General features: G+C 67.1%; 19 protein-coding genes. 4 read left to right on the top strand and 15 right to left on the bottom strand.

Going from position 1 to position 17,817, the window contains the following annotated elements; genetic code table 11:
• Positions 1–3: 3 nt before the first annotated feature.
• Entirely contained in the window at positions 4–1,050 is a 1,047-nt protein-coding gene (locus tag ACIGNX_RS16585; RefSeq protein WP_396540767.1) for a bifunctional DNA primase/polymerase, read from the bottom strand.
• 108 nt (positions 1,051–1,158) lie between these two features.
• The gene (locus ACIGNX_RS16590; protein WP_396540769.1) at positions 1,159–1,347 is read right to left on the bottom strand and encodes a hypothetical protein; all 189 of its coding nucleotides are present in this window, start codon (positions 1,345–1,347) and stop codon (positions 1,159–1,161) included.
• A gap of 256 nt (positions 1,348–1,603) precedes the next feature.
• On the opposite strand from ACIGNX_RS16590, the gene ACIGNX_RS16595 reads away from it, so the two are divergent.
• Positions 1,604–1,999 (top strand): BatC protein, encoded by a 396-nt coding sequence (locus ACIGNX_RS16595; protein ID WP_396540771.1) that lies wholly within the window; start codon positions 1,604–1,606, stop codon positions 1,997–1,999.
• Here the strand turns inward: ACIGNX_RS16595 and ACIGNX_RS16600 are convergent.
• From ACIGNX_RS16600 to ACIGNX_RS16645, 10 genes are all read right to left on the bottom strand, one after another.
• Positions 1,968–2,897: a hypothetical protein gene (locus ACIGNX_RS16600; RefSeq protein ID WP_396540773.1), complete on the bottom strand. Its 930-nt coding sequence runs from the start codon at positions 2,895–2,897 to the stop codon at positions 1,968–1,970. The genes ACIGNX_RS16595 and ACIGNX_RS16600 overlap by 32 nt on opposite strands.
• Positions 2,898–3,352: 455 nt before the next feature.
• Entirely contained in the window at positions 3,353–3,526 is a 174-nt protein-coding gene (locus ACIGNX_RS16605) for a hypothetical protein (protein WP_396540775.1), read from the bottom strand.
• Positions 3,527–3,827: 301 nt separating this feature from the next.
• The gene (locus ACIGNX_RS16610; protein ID WP_396540777.1) at positions 3,828–6,077 is read right to left on the bottom strand and encodes an FtsK/SpoIIIE domain-containing protein; all 2,250 of its coding nucleotides are present in this window, start codon (positions 6,075–6,077) and stop codon (positions 3,828–3,830) included.
• A complete protein-coding gene (locus tag ACIGNX_RS16615; RefSeq protein ID WP_396540779.1) occupies positions 6,074–7,303 on the bottom strand; it encodes a hypothetical protein in 1,230 nt (409 codons plus the stop codon). The genes ACIGNX_RS16610 and ACIGNX_RS16615 overlap by 4 nt, the downstream gene beginning before the upstream one ends.
• Positions 7,300–7,572, bottom strand: coding sequence for a hypothetical protein (locus tag ACIGNX_RS16620; protein ID WP_396540781.1), 273 nt, complete (start codon positions 7,570–7,572; stop codon positions 7,300–7,302). Before ACIGNX_RS16620 ends, ACIGNX_RS16615 begins: the two co-directional genes overlap by 4 nt.
• Complete coding sequence (locus ACIGNX_RS16625; RefSeq protein WP_396540783.1) at positions 7,569–8,513, bottom strand: hypothetical protein; 945 nt, start codon at positions 8,511–8,513, stop codon at positions 7,569–7,571. The genes ACIGNX_RS16620 and ACIGNX_RS16625 overlap by 4 nt, the downstream gene beginning before the upstream one ends.
• The gene (locus tag ACIGNX_RS16630) at positions 8,506–8,676 is read right to left on the bottom strand and encodes a hypothetical protein (protein ID WP_396540785.1); all 171 of its coding nucleotides are present in this window, start codon (positions 8,674–8,676) and stop codon (positions 8,506–8,508) included. The genes ACIGNX_RS16625 and ACIGNX_RS16630 overlap by 8 nt, the downstream gene beginning before the upstream one ends.
• A gap of 97 nt (positions 8,677–8,773) precedes the next feature.
• Positions 8,774–9,238: an NUDIX domain-containing protein gene (locus ACIGNX_RS16635; protein ID WP_396540787.1), complete on the bottom strand. Its 465-nt coding sequence runs from the start codon at positions 9,236–9,238 to the stop codon at positions 8,774–8,776.
• A 53-nt stretch (positions 9,239–9,291) separates the two neighbouring features.
• Positions 9,292–9,726: a hypothetical protein gene (locus tag ACIGNX_RS16640; protein ID WP_396540789.1), complete on the bottom strand. Its 435-nt coding sequence runs from the start codon at positions 9,724–9,726 to the stop codon at positions 9,292–9,294.
• Positions 9,726–10,070, bottom strand: coding sequence for a hypothetical protein (locus tag ACIGNX_RS16645; RefSeq protein WP_396540791.1), 345 nt, complete (start codon positions 10,068–10,070; stop codon positions 9,726–9,728). The genes ACIGNX_RS16640 and ACIGNX_RS16645 overlap by 1 nt, the downstream gene beginning before the upstream one ends.
• A 126-nt stretch (positions 10,071–10,196) precedes the next feature.
• Between ACIGNX_RS16645 and ACIGNX_RS16650 the strand changes: the two genes are divergently transcribed.
• Both ACIGNX_RS16650 and ACIGNX_RS16655 read left to right on the top strand, forming a co-directional pair.
• The gene (locus ACIGNX_RS16650; protein WP_396540793.1) at positions 10,197–11,036 is read left to right on the top strand and encodes a hypothetical protein; all 840 of its coding nucleotides are present in this window, start codon (positions 10,197–10,199) and stop codon (positions 11,034–11,036) included.
• Positions 11,037–11,110: 74 nt separating this feature from the next.
• A complete protein-coding gene (locus tag ACIGNX_RS16655) occupies positions 11,111–11,860 on the top strand; it encodes a hypothetical protein (RefSeq protein WP_396540795.1) in 750 nt (249 codons plus the stop codon).
• A 30-nt stretch (positions 11,861–11,890) separates the two neighbouring features.
• Here the strand turns inward: ACIGNX_RS16655 and ACIGNX_RS16660 are convergent, their stop codons facing one another.
• Positions 11,891–12,082, bottom strand: a complete 192-nt coding sequence (locus tag ACIGNX_RS16660) for a MerR family transcriptional regulator (protein WP_396540797.1) — start codon at positions 12,080–12,082, stop codon at positions 11,891–11,893.
• Positions 12,083–12,204: 122 nt separating this feature from the next.
• On the opposite strand from ACIGNX_RS16660, the gene ACIGNX_RS16665 reads away from it, so the two are divergent.
• Positions 12,205–12,438, top strand: coding sequence for a hypothetical protein (locus ACIGNX_RS16665; protein WP_396540799.1), 234 nt, complete (start codon positions 12,205–12,207; stop codon positions 12,436–12,438).
• Between the two features lie 1,211 nt (positions 12,439–13,649).
• Here ACIGNX_RS16665 and ACIGNX_RS16670 read toward each other — a convergent pair.
• Together ACIGNX_RS16670 and ACIGNX_RS16675 are read right to left on the bottom strand one after the other, a co-directional pair.
• Complete coding sequence (locus ACIGNX_RS16670) at positions 13,650–16,706, bottom strand: NACHT domain-containing protein (protein WP_396540801.1); 3,057 nt, start codon at positions 16,704–16,706, stop codon at positions 13,650–13,652.
• Between the two features lie 723 nt (positions 16,707–17,429).
• Positions 17,430–17,817, bottom strand: a 388-nt coding sequence (locus ACIGNX_RS16675) for a tetratricopeptide repeat protein (protein WP_396540803.1), incomplete at its 5' end; no start/stop codon positions are given.

A 17,817-nucleotide genomic window follows, 5' to 3' on the forward strand; every position in this document is an offset into this window, starting at 1 on the left:
TGGTCATGCGGCGGGGTGTTCGGTCGGGGTGCGGGGTCGGGCGAACCCGGAGGCGAGGGCGTAGCGGATCTCCCCGGCGGGCAGGCCGGCGGTGTGGGCGGCGGTGGCGAGCGCGGTTTCGACCTGGTGGCGGTCGATCCAGCCGGCCTCGACCATCCCGGCGAGTCGGCTGGTGGAGCGGAACAGCTTGCGGTTGCGTCCGGAGTCCGGCTGCATCGCGGCCAGTTCCTCGCACGCCGACCTGAGCGCGGCGGCGGCGTAGCGGGCCTGGCGGTCCTCACCGCGGGCGGTGACTGTGACCGGCGTCGCCGGTCGGATCGGTGTCGGGGTGGCGTGGCGGTCGTGGCCGGTGCGCACGAGTTCGGCGGTGAGCCAGTCAGGCAGGACGGCCGGGGTCAGGGCGGTGGAGGCGCGGCGGTAGGTGCCGGTCGGGGTGGTGGAGCCGGGCAGCACGACATAGCCGCCGTAAGCCTTGATGTCGACCTGCCAGCCCAGTCCGTTGCGCACGGCACTTTCACCCTTGCGGACATGGCCGCTGCTGGACTTCCACCGGCCCGACTCGGCGGTGTAGAGCAGGTGCAGCCCACCGGACGGGGTCTCCGTGAGGAGGGTGTCCACGTCGAAGCCCTGCCCGCGCAGACCGGCCAGCGTGGCGTAGGTGTCGATGCCGTCGGCGGGCAGCGGGTTGCCGTCCGGCCAGGGCAGGCCGTTGAGCGGTTGGGCGGGTGGGGTGCCGCCGTGGGTGTCGAGGTCGACGGCCAGCAGCCCGGACACCCCCAGGTGCACCGCCCACACGCTCGTGCGCCACCTCGCCGCCCACCGGCCGATCACCGCCGTGTCGGCGGTGGCGGCCCACACGCCGTGGCACAGCGCGCCGTCGGCGCGGGCCAGGCACGGGCACCGGTCGGCGGTGTGGCCTTCCCCGCCCCGGCAGTCCGGGCAGCCGGCCAACGGGCGTTTGGTGCCGGGGTGCAGGGGCAGCACGTGCCAGCCGTGCCGCCGGGCCACCCACAGCGCGACATCGGCGGCGGTGGGTTGGGTTGTGGTCATGGCGGTGAGTCCTTTCGGGTCAGTCGAATCGACGGCGGAGGGCGGGTTGGTCGCGCCGGGGATGTGGGATGGTCACGTCCCCGGCGCGACCAGCCCTGTTGATGGGCGCTAGTCGAGTCGGATCACGGCGGCGGTGGCGTTGTCGTGCACCGCGTCGGGGTCGGTCAGGCGCACGGCCAGGGCGTTGTCGACAAGGGCGTCGGCCAGGGCCTGGAGGTCCTCGGCGTGGCGGTCGATCACGTCGGCGATGTCGGGGTTGTGCAGGGGTTTGTGGACGCCGTCGCTGGTGAGCAGCACGAGGGGGGACGGCGGCGTCGCTGCCGCGCAGCGGGGTCCAGGCGATGGTGGAGACGGTGGCGTAGGCCAGTCCGTTCAGGACGTAGTCGTCCATGACGTCCATGGCGTCGGCGAACTGGGCCAGGTGCTTGCGGTCGGCGGTGGTCAGGCCAGGGTTGGCCTTCATGTGGACGATGTGCGAGCGGACGGTTTGCGCCGGGGTCCAGCGGAACAGGCCGACGGTGGGCGACCAGGTCCAGACGGCGGCGTCGCCGACGTGGGCGACCTCGATGCGCCCTCCGGCTTCGACGCTGACGACGGCGGCGACGGCGTTGGGTGCGCCGGGGTAGTCGGGCATGGTGTCGGCGGCGGCCATGATCGCGGCCTGTGCGCCGCGGTGGGCGGCGACGGCGGCGGCGGTATCGGCGGCCAGGCGCGCGGCCCGACACACTTCAACACTGCTGCCGATGCCGTCCACGACCGCTGCCCCGGTGCCGGGCGGGATGGCCGAGAAGGCGACGGCGTCGGCGTTGCGGACGCGTCCGCCGACCTGGGTGGCGGTACCGACGGTGATGGTGCGGGTGGTGCTGCTCATGCGGGTCCTTCCGGTGGTGGTATGTCCGGCCAGTCGGGAGTGGGTGTCAGCGGCGACGCGGCCGGCGGAGGTCGGTGAGGGTGAGGCCGACCTGTTGGGTGACGTGGTCGTTGCCGGTGGCGACGTTGCGGGTGCCGCCGGCGTCGTCCTGGTCGTCGTCCTGGTCGTCGTCGTGGTCGGTCACGTCCTGGTGGTGGCCTGGGGTGGGGCCGGTGCGGGTGGTGAAGCGGGTGGTGGCGTGGTGGACGTCGTGTTGGCTGCCGACGTGCGCGCCGGGGTGGGTGATGTTGGTGTTGCGCGGCATGGGTCCTCCGAAGCCGTGGGTGTCGGTGTCCTGTAGGGACGTCGGGGTTGTGGGGTGGTCGGTGTGCGTCGGCGGTGTCACGTCCTTGCTGTGGCCTGCGGTGTTGTGGTGGGTGGCGGTGTGGTCCCGGCCCTCGTGGTGGTGTGGGTTCGCGGTGTCGTTCTCGGCCCGCGGGTGGGCGGTGATGAGGTCGGTGGTGCCGGTGGCGTGGTGGGCGAGGTCGTGGTGGCGGCGCATCATGGAGTCGTGCCAGTCGGCCCGGCCGCGGCTCTCGAACTCCGGGCGCAGCGCGGCCAGACGCTTGCCGAGGTGGTCCATGTCGGTGGGGGTGAACTCGTTGGGACGCAACGTGGTGCGTTCGTCGTGGTCGTAGAGGGAGCGGGCGAACGGGCTGGTGCTGAACTTGCCGGCGTCGAACGCGGCCCCGTGGTCGATGCCGACCAGGCGGCCGTCGTCGGTCCGGATCCAGTTGTCGGCGTTGCGGTCGCGGTTGGCGATGACGTGGTCGACCAGGCCCAGTAGTCGTCCGTCGGGGCTGTCGCTGTAGTCGGCGGGCACGTGGCGGCCCCCGGTGAGTTCGGTGCCGGATCGGCCGTCCACGTATTCCATGAGGACTTCGGCGGGGGCGGTGCGGTGCACCGCGGCGTAGGGCAGCCCGACCGCGGCCAGCACGTGGGGGGGCGAGTTCCTCGGCGTCGGTCAGCTCCACGGGGTCCGCGCCGCAGTCCTCGGCCTTGGCCCCGTGGCGCTTGCGCACCAACCGGGTCCCGTCCGGGTAGGTCAGCAACTCGGTGTCCGCCATGGAGCCCTCTCCCAGCGGCCGTGCCGACGAGGGCTGGTCGGCGGGCGGGCGCAGCGTCCGGGCCGCTGTCACGTCCCCGTCGTGAACTGCGGTTGTGTGTCGATCGAGGGCGTTTTTGGCGTCTTGGTGGGCGGTGCGGGCGTCGGCGAGTCGTCGTCGGGCGGTGTCGATGGCGGTCGGGTCGCCGGTGGCTTTGGCGTCGCGCAGGGCGCGGCGGGCGCGGGAGACGGCCTGGCGGGTGTTCTGGGTGGATCGGCCGCCGGCGTCGGGACAGCGGCGGCCTCCTGCTCTGCACATGTCACGTCGCCCTTGCCGTGCCGGGGTTTCAGCGCTTGCCCGCCCGGTGGGCGGCGTCGCAGTCGGGGCAGACGGTGTAGCCGCTCAAGCGGGGCAACAGGATTCGGTCCCCGCCCTGGTAGCGCCGGCCGCACAGGGTCGTGGTGGTGCCGTTCCACCAGCTCTTGCGGCCCCGGTGGACGAACTTGTCGGCGTTGCCCATGACCAACCCTTCGTGACTTTGTGTAACAGTGTGTGGATGTGCGGGGGTGATGCGCGGGCGGTGTGGCGGAGTGCCGGCGCGTGGGTGTCCGGTGGTGCGGGGAAGGCGGCGACCGGGGAGGCAGAACCCCGGTTTTCGGGGGTTTCGGCTGGTCGCAGCCCCGTGTTGTGGATCTTCCCCCACTGTTGTCGTGCCTGGTGAGGGCGGGGAAGTTGGGTGGGGAGGCAGGTGGGGGAAATCCCCCGGTTCGTCTGCTCCCCCGCCTGCTTCCCCGCTGCTTCCCCAGGGTCGGGGCGGGGTTCTAGTCCTCGTCCTCGGCGTGGTCGTCGGTGTCCGCGCCGTTCTCCATGTCACGCATCGTGATGGCCTCGGCCACGTCATTGGTGTCCACGGCGCTCTGTCCGCGGTCGCGCTTGACGATGGGCACGCCCACCTCGGCCAGGGCGGCGGCGAGGGTCTTGCTGGTGTAGTCGCGGTAGTGGTCGGCGCGCAGGTCGATCAGGGCTCGCAGCACCTCGGCGGTGCGCAGGTGCTTGTGTCCGGCCAGGACGCGGGCCAGGTCGGCGAGGAAGTCCACGTCCTCCGGCTGGTCGTCGTCGCTGGTGGGGGCGGGGACGTGACTGTCGCGCAGGTCCGTGGCGCGTTCGGTGACCTCGGCGAGTTCGGCGGGGTCGAGGTAGAAGCCGCGCAGCAGGCCGGGCTTGGCCATGATGCCGCGCACCATCGCGGTGCCCACGTCGCCGGGGCTCTCGTCGGTCTTGGGTTCCAGGCTGACGGCGGAGATGCCGGCCTTGTAGCTGCCGGTGCCGAGGATGGCGTCGTTGGACTGCTGGTCGCCGATGGCGAAGCACGCCTTGCACGAGGTGACGGCCATGATCTTGCGCGGCAGGGACGCGGTGGACGCCTCCGGGGTGGCGAACATCAGCACGATGCCGTACTTGCGGGCGGCGCTGATCAGCTTGGTGACCAGGTCGGCAGCGGTCTCCCCGTACTCCTCGTCCATGAACAGCGCCTGGCACTCGTCGATCACCACCACCCGGGGCCGCAGCCGCGCGTCCTTCTCGGCGACCTTGCGGTTGACCCTGCGCACGTTGTGTTCGCGCAGCGCCTTACCCCGTGGCCCCAACTCGTCGTAGAGAGCGCGCAGGGTCTCCAGGCAGACCTTCATGGTGTCGCGGTCCGCGCCGGTGCGCAGGGTCCGCAGCCGCGGGGCCATCGGGTCGTAATCGGCGTTCTCGGCCAGCACGAACACGTCCACCTCCACCAACGGGTCCAGGATGGCCCCGGCCACCAGGGTGATGAACAGCGACGACTTGCCCGACCCCATCACCCCGGCGGCGGCGTAGTTCTTCTCGAAGAGCTGTGCCCGCACCACCTCGCCCCGGATGTTGACCCCGACCGGGATCGCGTCGAAGAAGTCCGCGGCGCCCTCGGACTCCAGCAACGGCCAGGACCCCACCGGCTTGGACAGCGCGCCGGGGTCGGCCACCCACAGGTCCAGCACCCCGGCCCGGTCCTTGGGCTCCGAGGGCCACACCTCCACCGGCAGGCGGGAGAGGTTGTGGGCGAAGGTGGTCTTGCGCTTGACGATCTCCTCCACCGGCACCCCGCGCGGCAGCACGAGCTGCATTCGCACCCCGTCGCCGTCCTTGTGGGGCAGTTGCAGCCAGGTCGGGGTGATGCTGCTGCCCCAGCCCTGCTTGAACGCCTGCTTGAGCAGCGGCAGCCCGCCGAGATAGCGCAACGCGGACAGCACCGCGGACTCGTCCACCACGATGTCCCGCCCGTCCGCCGGCACCGCCTGGCCCACCTCGGCGGCCCACACCGGCAGCGCACCCCGATCCCGGCCCACCGGGATGGTGCGCGCGGCCCAAGTGCCCGCCCCGGCGATGGCCCAGGCCCACCAGTAGCCGCCCATCGGGGACAGGTCGGCCACGGTGGCCCAGAAGTCGACCATGCCGTTCCACCGGTCGGTCAGCGACGCCGCGCCGATCACGGTCTGCACCGCGGAAAACCCGAGGAACACCACATGCCCCGACGCCAGCAGCAGCACCACGCCGCCCGACCACCGCAGGATCTCGATGCGCCGTTCCCGACCACGCTGCGCCGCACCCGACCGGCGCCGCTCCAACACCTCCTCCAACTCCCGCAGGACGTGGAAGTCCTCCGCACTCTTGGCGTTGACGCGCAGGGTGGTGATGGCCTGCTCAAGGTCCAGGTGCTTGCGGCGGGCGCGGCGCTCCTGGCGGCGGATACGGGCACCGGCCACCGCGTACCCGGCGTTGCGGCGCACCGCACGGCCGATCGAGCGGGTCCGCTCGTGACGCACCGCCGCGACCACCGCACCGGCGGCGGTGCGGGCCGCGTTCTGGGCCGCCATGCGCCGGTCCAGCTCGGCCGACTCGGCGTCGGTCAACAGCTCCCCGACCATCGCGCCGTCCGTCCCCACCCCGTCCGGGGTCGAGGTGGCGTCCACGTGGCGCACGGGCAGGTGCACCACGTTGGTGCGCTCCCCGTCCTCATCGTCATGGTCGTGGTGGGGGGTGGTCATGCCGTCACCTCCTGTCGGGTGCCGCCCTCGTCGGGGCGGTCGTTGCGGGTGGGGAACAGGGCGCGGTGCACGGCGGCGGCGTCCTCGGAGCGGCAGCGCAGGAACTTGCGCACCTCGGTCTGCGAGGGCCGCTCCGGCAACCTGCCGCCGTCGATGGCCGCACGGGTGCGACCGACGTAGCGCGTGATCTTCGCGGCGTCGGTCGCGGTGGGCGTTTCTGCATTTCCCGACCGGTGCGCGCTGCCGCGCGTGGTGGTGGTCGGGGTGGTGTCGGGCCGGTCGACGGTGGTCGGCGCGGCGGTGGGCGTGGGGGTGTCGGCGCGGGGCGCGGGCAGCGCCGGGAGCGCGGCGAGGTATTCGCCGATCTCGGCGGCCAGGGCGTCGCCGACGCTGTCGATACCGTCGCCGGCGGTGGTGACGGGCAGCCCGGCGACGGTCGTGGGGATCAGTCGGGTGCGGCCGAGGCGGCGGCGCAGCTCGACCAGGCCGGGGCGGTGCACGAGGGTGGCGGTGCCGTCGGCGGCCAGCTCGGCGGCGGCCTGGCGCAGCGCGGCACGGCGCACCGCGTCCACCCGCCGCGCGGCCAGGCGCTGCAACCGGTCGGCGGCGCGCTGCTCACGGGTCCGGCGCGGCTTCACCGGCGGCGCGGTGGCGGCGGTGTCCACGAGCTGGTGCACCACGACCCCGCCCACGGCGACGATGGCCATCACGACGCCGTCGGTGACGGTGCCGCCGTCGGTGGTGAGGCCGTGCAGGAACGCCAGGGTGGCGGAGACGGCGGCGGAGAACCACAAGCCGACCAGCAGCCGCCGCACCGGGCGTCCGGTGCGTCGGGCGGCGGCGAGGGCGAACGCGAACGCCCACATCGCCGCCTCGCTGTAGAGCGGCATGGTCCAGCCCGGTGCGCCGTACAGGTCGTGGCCGAACCCGGCGATCGCCGACCACGCCAGCAGCGCCGGAACGAGGATCACCGGCACGAACAGCAGGTCGATGGTGTGCGCGGACATCCATCCGGCGGCGGCCTTGACCGCACGGGCGCGGCGGGCGCGGGCGGCGTCCTTGGCCGTCTGGGAGAGCTTGGCGGCGGCGGCCTGGTCGGCGCGGCGCCGTTCGGCGCGGGCGGCTTCGTCGGCGCGGCGCTGCTCGAACAGCAGAGCCTTGTCGGCGCGGTCCCGTTCGGCGCGGGCGGCCTGGTCGGCGCGGCGGTTCTCGGCCCATGTGCTCATCGGGACACCTCCAGTCGGCGGGCGGAACGAGGGGATAGCAGTCCGGCGCGGCGGCCGGCGCGGGTGGCGGTGCGGCGGATCAGCAGGGCCAGCACGAGGGCGGGCACCCCGACCACGACCAGGACGGCGGTGGGGTCGGTGGTCTGGGTGATCACGGCCCACTGGGCCAGGCCGATCAGCCCGGCGACGGCCAGCAGCTTCCACAGCACGACCACCGCGACCAGGGCCAGGGCGGCGACGAGAAGCAGTAAAGGCGTGGGGATGGTCATCGGGCACCCCCGCACAGCAGCGGCGTGGCGGTGACGGTGGCCTGGCCCAGGACCATGCACCGCAGGTCCAGGTCGTGAGGCAACACCGGCGGCTGCCCGAGCAGGGCGGCCCCGACCGCGACCAGGAACACCCGATTGCAGGCGTCGCTGCCCTTCTTGAACAGCGGTGCCTGGTAGAGCAGGTAGGCGGCGTTCCACCACGCCGTGCGGTCCCAGTAGGTGGCCGACGCGAGCATGGTCATGGCCTCGGCGAACAGCACCTGCCGCCACTTGCTGTCCGCGGTGACCGCGTACAGCGGCTCACCACCGGTCTCCACCTCGGCCGTGCCGCGTCGGGCGGTGACCCGCACGGCCAACCGGTGCGCGACACCACGGGCGGAATGACCGCGCACCAACATGTTGCCCGGCACGGTGCCGCCGGTGACGGGCAACGCAACCTTGTTGTACAGCCAGTCGTCGTGGGGTGCCTCGACGGCGAAGCGGCGCAGCGCGGCCTCCCCGTAGACGGCCATCACCCGGCTGGCCGGGGTGTCCTGCCCACCGAGGAACGTGCGGGTGGACTCGTCCCAGCGCGACCCGCGCCGGAACCGCCCGACGACGCCCAACCGGTCGTAGTTCGGGCCGGCCTCGTCCAACATCACCGCGAACCGCCCAGCCGCCGGACGGTTGGCACCCTCGTAACGGGCGTCCTCGGTGGACGCGGCCACCGACCGGCGCCACAACACCACCGCGTCGTAAGCCGCGTGCAACGCCGCCAACCGTCCGCCCACGGTCAACCCCGCCAGGCCGGGGGCGACGTGCTCGTGCACCTGCCGCGCGGCACGGGCCTGCTCCTCGGCGAACGCCCGCACCCGCGCCTCGTCGGCGGTGCCGCGCAACGCCAGGTGCGGCGTCGGGAAGTTCTCGGCGCAGAAATCGCTGGTGAACTGGTGGTCACTCATCGTCGGCCACCCCCGCGCGCTGCCGCTCGACCAGCCGAGCATGGTCGCGCAGGTAGGCCGGGGCGTCGTCCCAGGACCGGCCAGGGTGCGCGGCCTCGAAACGGGCGCGCGCGGCGGGCTCGACCCGCGACATTGCTGTGCCGTTGGTGGTGGTGCGTGACATGCTTCAGCTCTCCTGACCCGCACCTATGGGTGCGGTGTTGGGGTGGACCGGACCGGCGGCGGTCTCTTGCCGGAGTGGGCCGCCGGTCCGGGCGAAGTCAGTGCGCGAGGGTGATGCCCTGGACTAGGAACAGCTCGATGGCGTCGGTCAGGACCTGGTCGTGGTCGAACGCCAGTGGCCCGAAGTCGGTGGCCAGCACGGCGGCCACCGGCCACCAGCGGGCCTGGCGGGCGTCGTCACCGCCGACGGCGGCGGGCATGTGGTCCAGCACCGCAGCGAGCGCCACCGACACGACACGGCCACGCGGGTCGCGGTTGGGGGTGTCGTACACGCCGACCTGGTCCAGGTTCCATTCCTCGAACGCCACGCCGGTCTCCTCGTGCAGTTCGCGCACGGCGGCGGCGGAGAAGGTCTCGGACGGCTCGACGTAGCCGCCCGGCAGCGCCCACCGCCCCCGGAAGGGCGGCTTGCCCCGCTCGATCAGCAGCACCCGCCACACCCCGTCCTCGTCGGCGGCGAACAGCAGCACATCGGTGGTGATGGCGGCGTTGTTGTCCTTCACAGCGGTGATCTCCTCAAAGGTGTTTATGCGCATGGGAAAGCACGAACGAATGGTCAGGCGACGGCCGGTTCGGACGCGGTCAGGCGCAGCACGTCGGCCACCACCACGTGCACCGGATCGGTGCCGGGGACCAGGGCCAGGCCCAACGCGGCGGCGGCCCGGTCGACCTCCTCACCGGTGAGGTAGTCCCACACTTCAACCAGGGACGTGCCCGCCGACGTGGACACCGGCCCTTCCGCCGACACCCGCACGTAGTCGCCCACCGGGTCGAACAGCAGGTGCGTCAGGCCCAACGCCCGCGCCGCCCGCGCCACCTGCCCCACCGACGACTCCCAGGGCAACGACCAGCTCATCTGCAAGCGGATGCCCTGATCGCAAGCCGGGTCACGGGTCACCCGCACGGCCACCGCGCACACACCCGCCAACGCCTCGGCGTGCTCGGTCAACAACGCCGCGACCACCGCCGCGCGGTACGCCATCGTTGCCATCACGCGGCCTGCTTGACCGCGGCGCGAGCGGCGGCGCGACGCGCCCGGCGACCCCGCGCCTTGCGCTTGCCGAACACCGGGTCCGGCATCACGTTCGCCACCGTCACCGGCCGCACCGGTGCCGCCAGCTCGGCCACCGCCTGGTCCAGCGTGACGCCGTACTCCGGGGTGATGCCCTTCAAGGCGCGGGCCAGGATGCGCCGGTTACGACGCTCCCGCGCCGAACCGTCCACCAACGCCGACGACGGCCCGGCCGCCGCCGCGATCTCAACCGACACTTGCTGGTCCAGCAGCGCCAGCGCCGCCCGGGTCAGACCGTCCGGGTAGTTGCGCGTCGTGCTCATGAGTCCTCCGCAGTATAGAGGGTCTAAACCCTCACTTCATCCTGCAACCCCTGCCAGTTGAGGGGGTCTAAACAGACCGTAAGAGTGCGGTGCACTGTCTGTCAAGGGGGTCTAAACTCGGTAGGCATGACGACCTCAACGCCAGACGAGTTCGAGTCCGTGCGAGTGGACCCTGACCCAATCCGCCGCGGCAAGCGCGCGGGGGAGTTGATCACCGTCTACCAGCAGCGGGCCGTCGAACTGGCGCGCCTCCGCAAGGAGGCCATTGAGGAAGCACGCCGATCAACCGACATGACTTTTACCGAAATCGCCAGCGCACTTGGCATCACAAAGGGCCGTGTAACTCAGATTCGCAATACCGCACCTGCACCCGAGCGTGCTTTTTTCGGCGTTGGCCCCATAGAGGTGGCGTTGCCTGGACGACTGATAAGGGAACGCGGCGATGTAGTCATCGCATCGGAAGACGACACGGCAGGGGCATACCTGATGGCCGAGCTGGAAAAGCTGGCGTTCGTCGTCGCGGATCGCGTGATCATTGATCCTCGCGGAGAGTGGGAGCCCAAAGGTGACGCCGTGGTCATCTGTGGCCCCGCATCCGCTCACATCGGAAAAACACTGATGTCGGCCGACCCGGTTCTGACGATGTCGCTAGGAGACAACGTTCAGTGGCACATCATTGACCAGACGACAGGAGACCGTTTTCTGTCACCAATGGACGAAGAAAACCCGACAAGGGCCGACCATGCTTATATCGCGCGCCGCAAGCTTGGCTCTCGCATTGTCGTACACATTGCAGGACTGCACGCTTTGGGTTCAGTAGGCGCTGTCCATTACCTCACGGCATCGCTGCACGAGTTGTACACACAGTACGGCGACAAGCAATTCAGCATGGCCATCACGACCTCCTTCGACGGTCTAACACCAAAGGAGATCAACGTGCTCGTCCCCCCACAGGTGTGGTCCTAATGTTCCGAGGTGCGATGTTGCCTAGCGGCAGCGGGGCGGGCCAGGATCGCTGGCAGACAGTTGGAGGTGCCGCCGTGGTTCTAGACGGGGCTTCCAGCTTCACACCTGCGCTCGTTGACGCGCAGGAGTACGTGGACCGTCTATTGGCATGCATTGCGCAGAGCTTGGCGCACGATCGCACGAATCTTCGACAGGTGGTTGCCGACGGCATCCGCCGGACCGTTGAGGAACTGAAATTGCCCCCTAAGGCCGGTCCGTCGTCTACGGTCCTGGTGGCAAGCAACGACTCCGCTAGGCTAAAGATTTTGGCTCTAGGCGATAGCACTGCCGTCGTTCACACGACGGACGGCCGCCTTCACCGGATTACAGATGACCGGTTGTCGACTGTAGGAATTGATCACCGAAAAACGTATCAGACTCGCCTTAGCTCCGGAAGTGGATACGACGAGACACATGGGGAAATCCTCCGGGCCCTCCAAGAGGAAGAGTTGGAGTGGCGCAACCGGCCTGGTGGGTATTGGATCGCGGAATCCGACCCGCAGGCAACGAACGAAGCCGTGGAGCGCGATTTTCCCATCGAGGAAGTTGAATGGTTCATTCTTGTCACAGACGGCGCACAAAGAACGATAGACCATCTCGGCATCGAATGGAGCCGGGTCGCACGCATGTCCACCCCAGAGTTGGAGAACCTCCTCAAGCGGTTGCATCGGTGGGAAGAGACGGAAGACCCGACAGCGGCACTACTTCCAAGAGCAAAACTGCACGATGACAAGACAATCGTTGTGTGGCATCCGCTTGTGCGGCCCGAAGTTCACCAGGCTTGATATCCCGGCACCCGTAAAGATCGAGTCGAGTCAGTTGCCTTCGCGCTGCGCCATGCGACGCAAGTCTTCCTTCAGAGCTTCGATCTTCCACCGTGCCTGACCGCCCGCAGTGACCAACTCCGGCTTGACCAGACCGTTCGCCCACCACCGTGCGAGCGTCGCGCGGGACACGCCGATGGCCTGGGCGGCCACGCCCGTGCTGACCAGCTCGCTTCGGGACACACACTCACCCTGATGGACCACTCGATCCAGATGCGTGCAGGTGAGACGCTTATCCCAGATTCACCGAAGTAGACTGATGCGACAGTTGCGACGGATGACGGCTCGGTTGCAGGGGGTTGCCAGTGGGATTCAAGATCACACTGACTGAGGACCAGGTGTCCCAGATGTGGGTCTACCTCGCGCGCTGCGTCAACGAGGTTGAGAGCTACCTACGCGACGACGACATCACGGGTGCGAACGCGTTCATGGACCAAGTACTGAAGGAGGCGGGCAAGGGCTGCCATGACCTGGTCCTGGACACGACGGCCAGGCTCAGGGGGCAGACAGGCTGGCGAACGTTCATCCCTCACGGGTAGCAGCCGATACGGCTCCCTGAACAGGTGCGACAGGCCAAGCCGTTTCCCTACTTCTACGTTGCCTGACCTGCGGTAATAGCAGTGCGCGCCCATCGGTTGCGGCGAGTGTCAGCAGGCCCTGCTGGCTCGCGGGTGTCTTGTGGATGCGAGGAGTCGGGAGAAGCCGCGACAAAATGAATGAGAATCCGGCACATGCGCGGTAAAGTCCCAGCTCAGGAAGTGTCTTCCCCGCGCACGCGAGGGTGGTCCCGCGGCAGCCGGAGTGCCGGAGTCCATCGGCTCGTCTTCCCCGCGCACGCGGGGGTGGTCCCTCGGCGGCCAGCTCGGCGGGCGTCTGCACCTGGTCTTCCCCGCGCACGCGGGGGTGATTTGACGAGTACACAGGGGAGCGTAAAAGTAGTCCTCAAGAACAAGATCGCTTTACTGTTCATGCTGGTAAAGCGCTCGATACAACTAGTAGTCGCATCACCCTCCGGAGGCGATGCTGCCCTACTCGGCCAACGGCGGGACTGCACGGACGACGGCCACGCCCTACTACCCCGCGCGGAGATAGTAGGGCCGTCCTGCCGCATGTGAGCCTCGGCGGGTTTGATGCGGGTTTCAAACCCGCCGTCTCAGTCAAACCCGCAGCCAAACCCGCAGCCCATCGGTGCAGGTCAGAGCCTACGTCGTCTGTCTCCTGCGGGTTTGCGGGTTTGTTTTCTGATCCCAAGGAGGTGAAGGGGTAGTAGTACGTAGGTGCGTCGAGGAGGGCCCCGGACAGCCTGCCGAAGGTGGTCGAGGCCGCAGAGGACCGCACAGGACGCCTTGAGAGCCCCGTAGCGGCGACGAGCGCGCCACCCCTAGGAAAGTACATAGGCGGACGCCGACGCAGGGATCCCTGCCCATGCCCTCAACATCGAGTCACGTCAGTTCTCTTCGGCGCGCCCCGTCAAGCCCTTCGGTCCATTTCGGACGATGCTGGTGGAACCACCCGTTTGCCCAATGGCTGCCCAAGTTGCCCCTGCCAGGGCCGGACAGCGGCACGTCTGCGCAGGTCAGAGGCGGTATCGAACATGCCAGCGAGCGCGGTTTCCCAAACCGTATGTCGCTTAGACCGACCTGGCAGTCGGTAGACGTGAGGGTCAGGGCGTCGCGGGAGCGAGCGGACGGCCGATGCACCCGCCTGTGTGCCAAATACGGGTTTATCAGCGACGGACAGATCGGCACCCTCACATGCCAAATTGAATCCTACTTTTCATCTCGTCCACGCCGATATACTCGACATCAATCGCCAGGTTTAGACTCAGGATATTGGGCTTTGCCAATGAACGAAGATCATAGTCGAAAATCACGTTATTCGCGATGCTCAATGACTTCAGTTCAGTCAACCGAGCGAGCGGAGCGATAGTTTCGAACTTCGAGTGCTGTAACATCAAATCCTCGATGAGCGTCATATTGACAATCTCAGTCAGATCTAGTGAGTGAAAATCGGACAGGTTAACGTCCTTGGCCGATCGAAACACTCTAGACGCATGTTCGAGGCTGGATTCATGCTCGCTGAAAAGGATCAGTCTCTCGACGCTGTTCAGTTCCGCCACTCCGGACAACGCTTCGTCTCGATATCCGGAAAACATGACGTACCTAAGCCCCTTGAGTTCCATGAGTGGTGATAGATCCTCTGTAGAATCAAGACCTTCCAAATGTAAAGTCTCCAGTCCTTGATGTTCTCTCAATACGCTCAAGTCATGAAATTTCTCACTGTCCAGATACACCTCCAGATTTTTTAGAGAAGGCAGTCCGGTGATGATGTGGAGACCGCTTTGAGACTCGTGCGGCGGCAGTTGAACCGAAAGCGATGTCAGCGCGCGGATGTACCTCAAATAGGGCAGGTGCTTTCGCGACCGCACGGTCAGAGATCCGTTTTTGAGCGGCGAGTTTGCAAGGACGACCTCCGCGAAGCGTTCTGGATCGAAATATTTCCACGCTAACTCCAACTCTCGATGAACGATCGATCGTGGATCCTGTGCATAGGAAGCCAGCACCGGCAATGCGTCAATAGTCCCTGCCAATGCTGCGGCACGAGTCGTAGCTGCCGCCTTCGCGTCGGACAAGTCCTCTAAATTCGCTGGCAAGTAGTTGAGGATTCGATTGCCAATTGCCGCCAATGAGCGCGTCTCGCTCATGCCACGCGGTGGAACCAGTTTTTCTCGGACAACCGCGTCGATACGAGCACGCACTCCTGCGTCGATATCATCTATCGTCTCCAGGCAGGCCGCTGCTAACAACCGAAGGTGTCGCGCGCTGGCCATTTCTTCTTCAGCCCGGTTAAGGATTCCGGTCAACAATTCGCTAGCTTGCATGGTCGTCGCGTGGCCACAAGCCATCACGATCGTTTCCCACCAAGTGTCCTGGTGTGCATGTGCAATCAATGTGTCTATGTGGTGCTGCTGGACGGCTTCATCAGCTGCCAAATACTCCAGAAATGTCCGGTGCACGAAGTCTACCCGCCCCAAGACGGGTTCACGAAGGACGCCGCTACGCTCAAGCAAGTGGTCAAGTATCGACTCTGGGCTGATTTTAGTGTTCGGCATTCCCGGCAGCTTACGGGTGATGTGGTCGAGAGCCACAGAGGTTGGGAGTTCGACCTTATTGGCCAAAGTGAGCCGCCACGCCAAGTCTCGGAGCAGTACGCGCTTCTCTGCGTCGCCCAAGAGTCCGATGATGCCGCGTTCAGCATCACGCAGATGCAGCAGCATCGCGAGCGCCTTCGCGTACAAGTCCATGCGGTTACGCGGTAGCTCGGAACGATGGGCTAGGTTCAACGCGCATAACATCGCACACAACAGTGGACTGGCAGCAAGTTGGCGTAGGTGCGGGCGTTCCAGCTGCCCTCGTAGCCGGTGTTCCGCGTTGGTAACATCCGCGCCAGAGAGCTCGGCGGCATGGTGCCACCGTTCCACGAAGTCCAAGATGTTGCCGGGCGTCATCGGCTCTAGTGTGACAGTATGAAACTCCTCATTTTTCAACCAATGTCTATCGGTAGCGGCGGTGCGGGCCGTGACCACTACGCGGATTCGAGGGAAGACCGTCAATAAATCTCGCAGCCATGTCTTTACTCCACGCCTTCGAGAAACCGGTACCTCGTCAACGCCATCCACCAGTAACATCGCTCGGCCAGCCTTGAAAAGCCGGCGTGTCCAGCCATCCGGCATGATTTCGGCGATCATGGGCGTGCAGTGGGCAACAAATTTTTCCGGTGCCGGAAGGTCACCCTCTACGAAGGTACGCAGGCGTATGATAAACGGTACGCAGGCGTTCCACTCGGACAGTGGGCCGCTCAACTCGCTGCGTGCGGCTCGGACGGCCAGCCAGTTCAGAAGTGTGGTCTTTCCCGAACCCGCATCACCTCGCAGTAATACCCGCGATTCGTCGCCGATCGCGGACTCCACGGGGACTCCCTCGGCAGCCTGCAACTGTGTCTGGTTGCGTAGATCGACCCAGCGCCCAGGTCGATTCCGCCTCTTACCGATCCTTTGCGGTGAGCTAGGCGATACACGCAGGCTTAGGTAAGCCACGGTCAATGCCAATGTCGGTTGTTCGTTGCCAGGCAAGCCGAGCAGCTCCAACCGGTCGAGATTCGCAGCCAGTTTCTCCGCATACTCCGCTCTAAACTCCTGGTCGCGGTCGACGCCGCGTGGCGCGTAGAGGCTAGTGGACGGCACTCTGGACAGCAGCAGATCGAGCTGTTCAGACTGTGCGGTCATGCGGCTCAATGCCTCAGCCAGGGCGGCAGGTTGGAATGAAGGCAGGTACCGGACAACCTGCACTAGATGGCGACACGCCTGGTCGAGCGCAAGTTCGTGTAGTTCCTCAGCTCTTAGAGTGAGCAGTGCTGTCCGTTTCGGGAATTGCCCTCGTATGCGCTTGGCGAGCACCTCAGCATCCGCATCAGCCGATAGCAATGCTTTATCCGAGAGATCTACATCCGCAAATACATCAACCACGGCGAGGATTGCAGCCTCGGCCTCATGGTTCGGCAAGTCGCCGTAGCGATGCTCCAACACGGGAGCAAGCTGTTCGGCTATTTGTTGGCCGATGCGGTCGACCAAGTTCTCCAGCTTGCGTTTCTGTAACGGGCTCTTCAGTTCTGCCTGCGCAAGCTCTGCCAGCGATGCACCGCGCTCGAACTGCGTTCTCCTGCGCTGCAACCAAGACTTCGCCGCGTGCGTCGCAACGGACGTGCCCAACTTGAGCGCATAACCCTCTAGACCGACGATGGCCGCCACCTCCCAATTGAATAGAGGTATACGTCATCGAGCGTCAAGTGAGTCCGCAAAACGCGCATTCGTCACACTAACGAGACGTACGCGCGGATCTTCGCAGGTCACACTTGTGTGACGATGTACCGCCCACGCAGCGCTGACAAGGGTTATTTCGGGTCGCGTCCCCATCGCCACCGCCATGAGCACGATGACGGAAGCCCGGGTCGGAGCAGCACCTCGACACCACTGCACCGTCCTGGCCAGCCCAGGGGAAGAACCGGCGGGAGCGAACGCAAGACGTTGTCTTCGGCCCTCGACATCACGTCAGATCAGTCCTCTTCGCGCCGCGCGCAAACTCTGGCGCAACTTCTCCATGTCCCGGCGGACGTGACCGTCTGCCGTCACGAACTCAGTGACCAGCGGTTCCGGTGGGCAGACTATGCAACCGGCAACGACCCACCCAAAGGCTGTCCATAATGGACTTACTAGCGGGGCGACTGAGCGACCAACTGCGTGACAATCGAGGTGGACAGATGCATACGCATCCGGACGTCCACGGACGTCACATATGCTTTGAACTGGGGGAACAGGGAGCCCCTGATCCTAGGAACTTTGCTTCGGGACGAAGAGGTCGCAGGTTCAAAGTGCGCAAACTTGTACCGCTCGTGTAGCTACCGCTGTCCTCCCTTGAGCTACAGAACGGGTCTCATGGCCGGTGCCGGTCCGTGGCGTAGACATCGAAGTAGGTCAATCAGCGGCCTTCTCGCGCCAGTGGGCGAGGTTGCCGCGGGTGGTCAGGGTGTCGGGGTGGTCGGGTCCCAGGATGCGCAGGTGGTCGGTGAGCAGCTCGGCGGTTGCCTGGGCCGCCCCGGCCGGGTCGCCGGCTTCACCCCGCCAGGAGGCGAGGTTGCCGCGGGTGGTCAGGGTGTCGGGGTGGTCGGGTCCCAGGATGCGCAGGTGGTCGGTGAGCAGCTCGGCGGTTGCCTGGGCCGCCCCGGCCGGGTCGCCGGCTTCACCCCGCCAGAAGGCGAGGTTGCCGCGGGTGGTCAGGGTGTCGGGGTGGTCGGGTCCCAGGATGCGCAGGTGGTCGGTGAGCAGCTCGGCGGTTGCCTGGGCCGCCCCGGCCGGGTCGCCA

This window comes from Actinosynnema sp. NPDC053489 (assembly GCF_044544865.1).
GTDB lineage: Bacteria > Actinomycetota > Actinomycetes > Mycobacteriales > Pseudonocardiaceae > Actinosynnema.

Coding starts and splice junctions, on each gene's coding strand:
- ACIGNX_RS16645 (WP_396540791.1), bottom strand. CDS start 10,070: ATGAGCACGACGCGCAACTACCCGGACGGTCTGACCCGGGCGGCGCTG.
- ACIGNX_RS16585 (WP_396540767.1), bottom strand. CDS start 1,050: ATGACCACAACCCAACCCACCGCCGCCGATGTCGCGCTGTGGGTGGCC.
- ACIGNX_RS16650 (WP_396540793.1), top strand. CDS start 10,197: ATGACGACCTCAACGCCAGACGAGTTCGAGTCCGTGCGAGTGGACCCT.
- ACIGNX_RS16640 (WP_396540789.1), bottom strand. CDS start 9,726: ATGGCAACGATGGCGTACCGCGCGGCGGTGGTCGCGGCGTTGTTGACC.
- ACIGNX_RS16625 (WP_396540783.1), bottom strand. CDS start 8,513: ATGAGTGACCACCAGTTCACCAGCGATTTCTGCGCCGAGAACTTCCCG.
- ACIGNX_RS16630 (WP_396540785.1), bottom strand. CDS start 8,676: ATGTCACGCACCACCACCAACGGCACAGCAATGTCGCGGGTCGAGCCC.
- ACIGNX_RS16610 (WP_396540777.1), bottom strand. CDS start 6,077: ATGACCACCCCCCACCACGACCATGACGATGAGGACGGGGAGCGCACC.
- ACIGNX_RS16620 (WP_396540781.1), bottom strand. CDS start 7,572: ATGACCATCCCCACGCCTTTACTGCTTCTCGTCGCCGCCCTGGCCCTG.
- ACIGNX_RS16605 (WP_396540775.1), bottom strand. CDS start 3,526: ATGGGCAACGCCGACAAGTTCGTCCACCGGGGCCGCAAGAGCTGGTGG.
- ACIGNX_RS16615 (WP_396540779.1), bottom strand. CDS start 7,303: ATGAGCACATGGGCCGAGAACCGCCGCGCCGACCAGGCCGCCCGCGCC.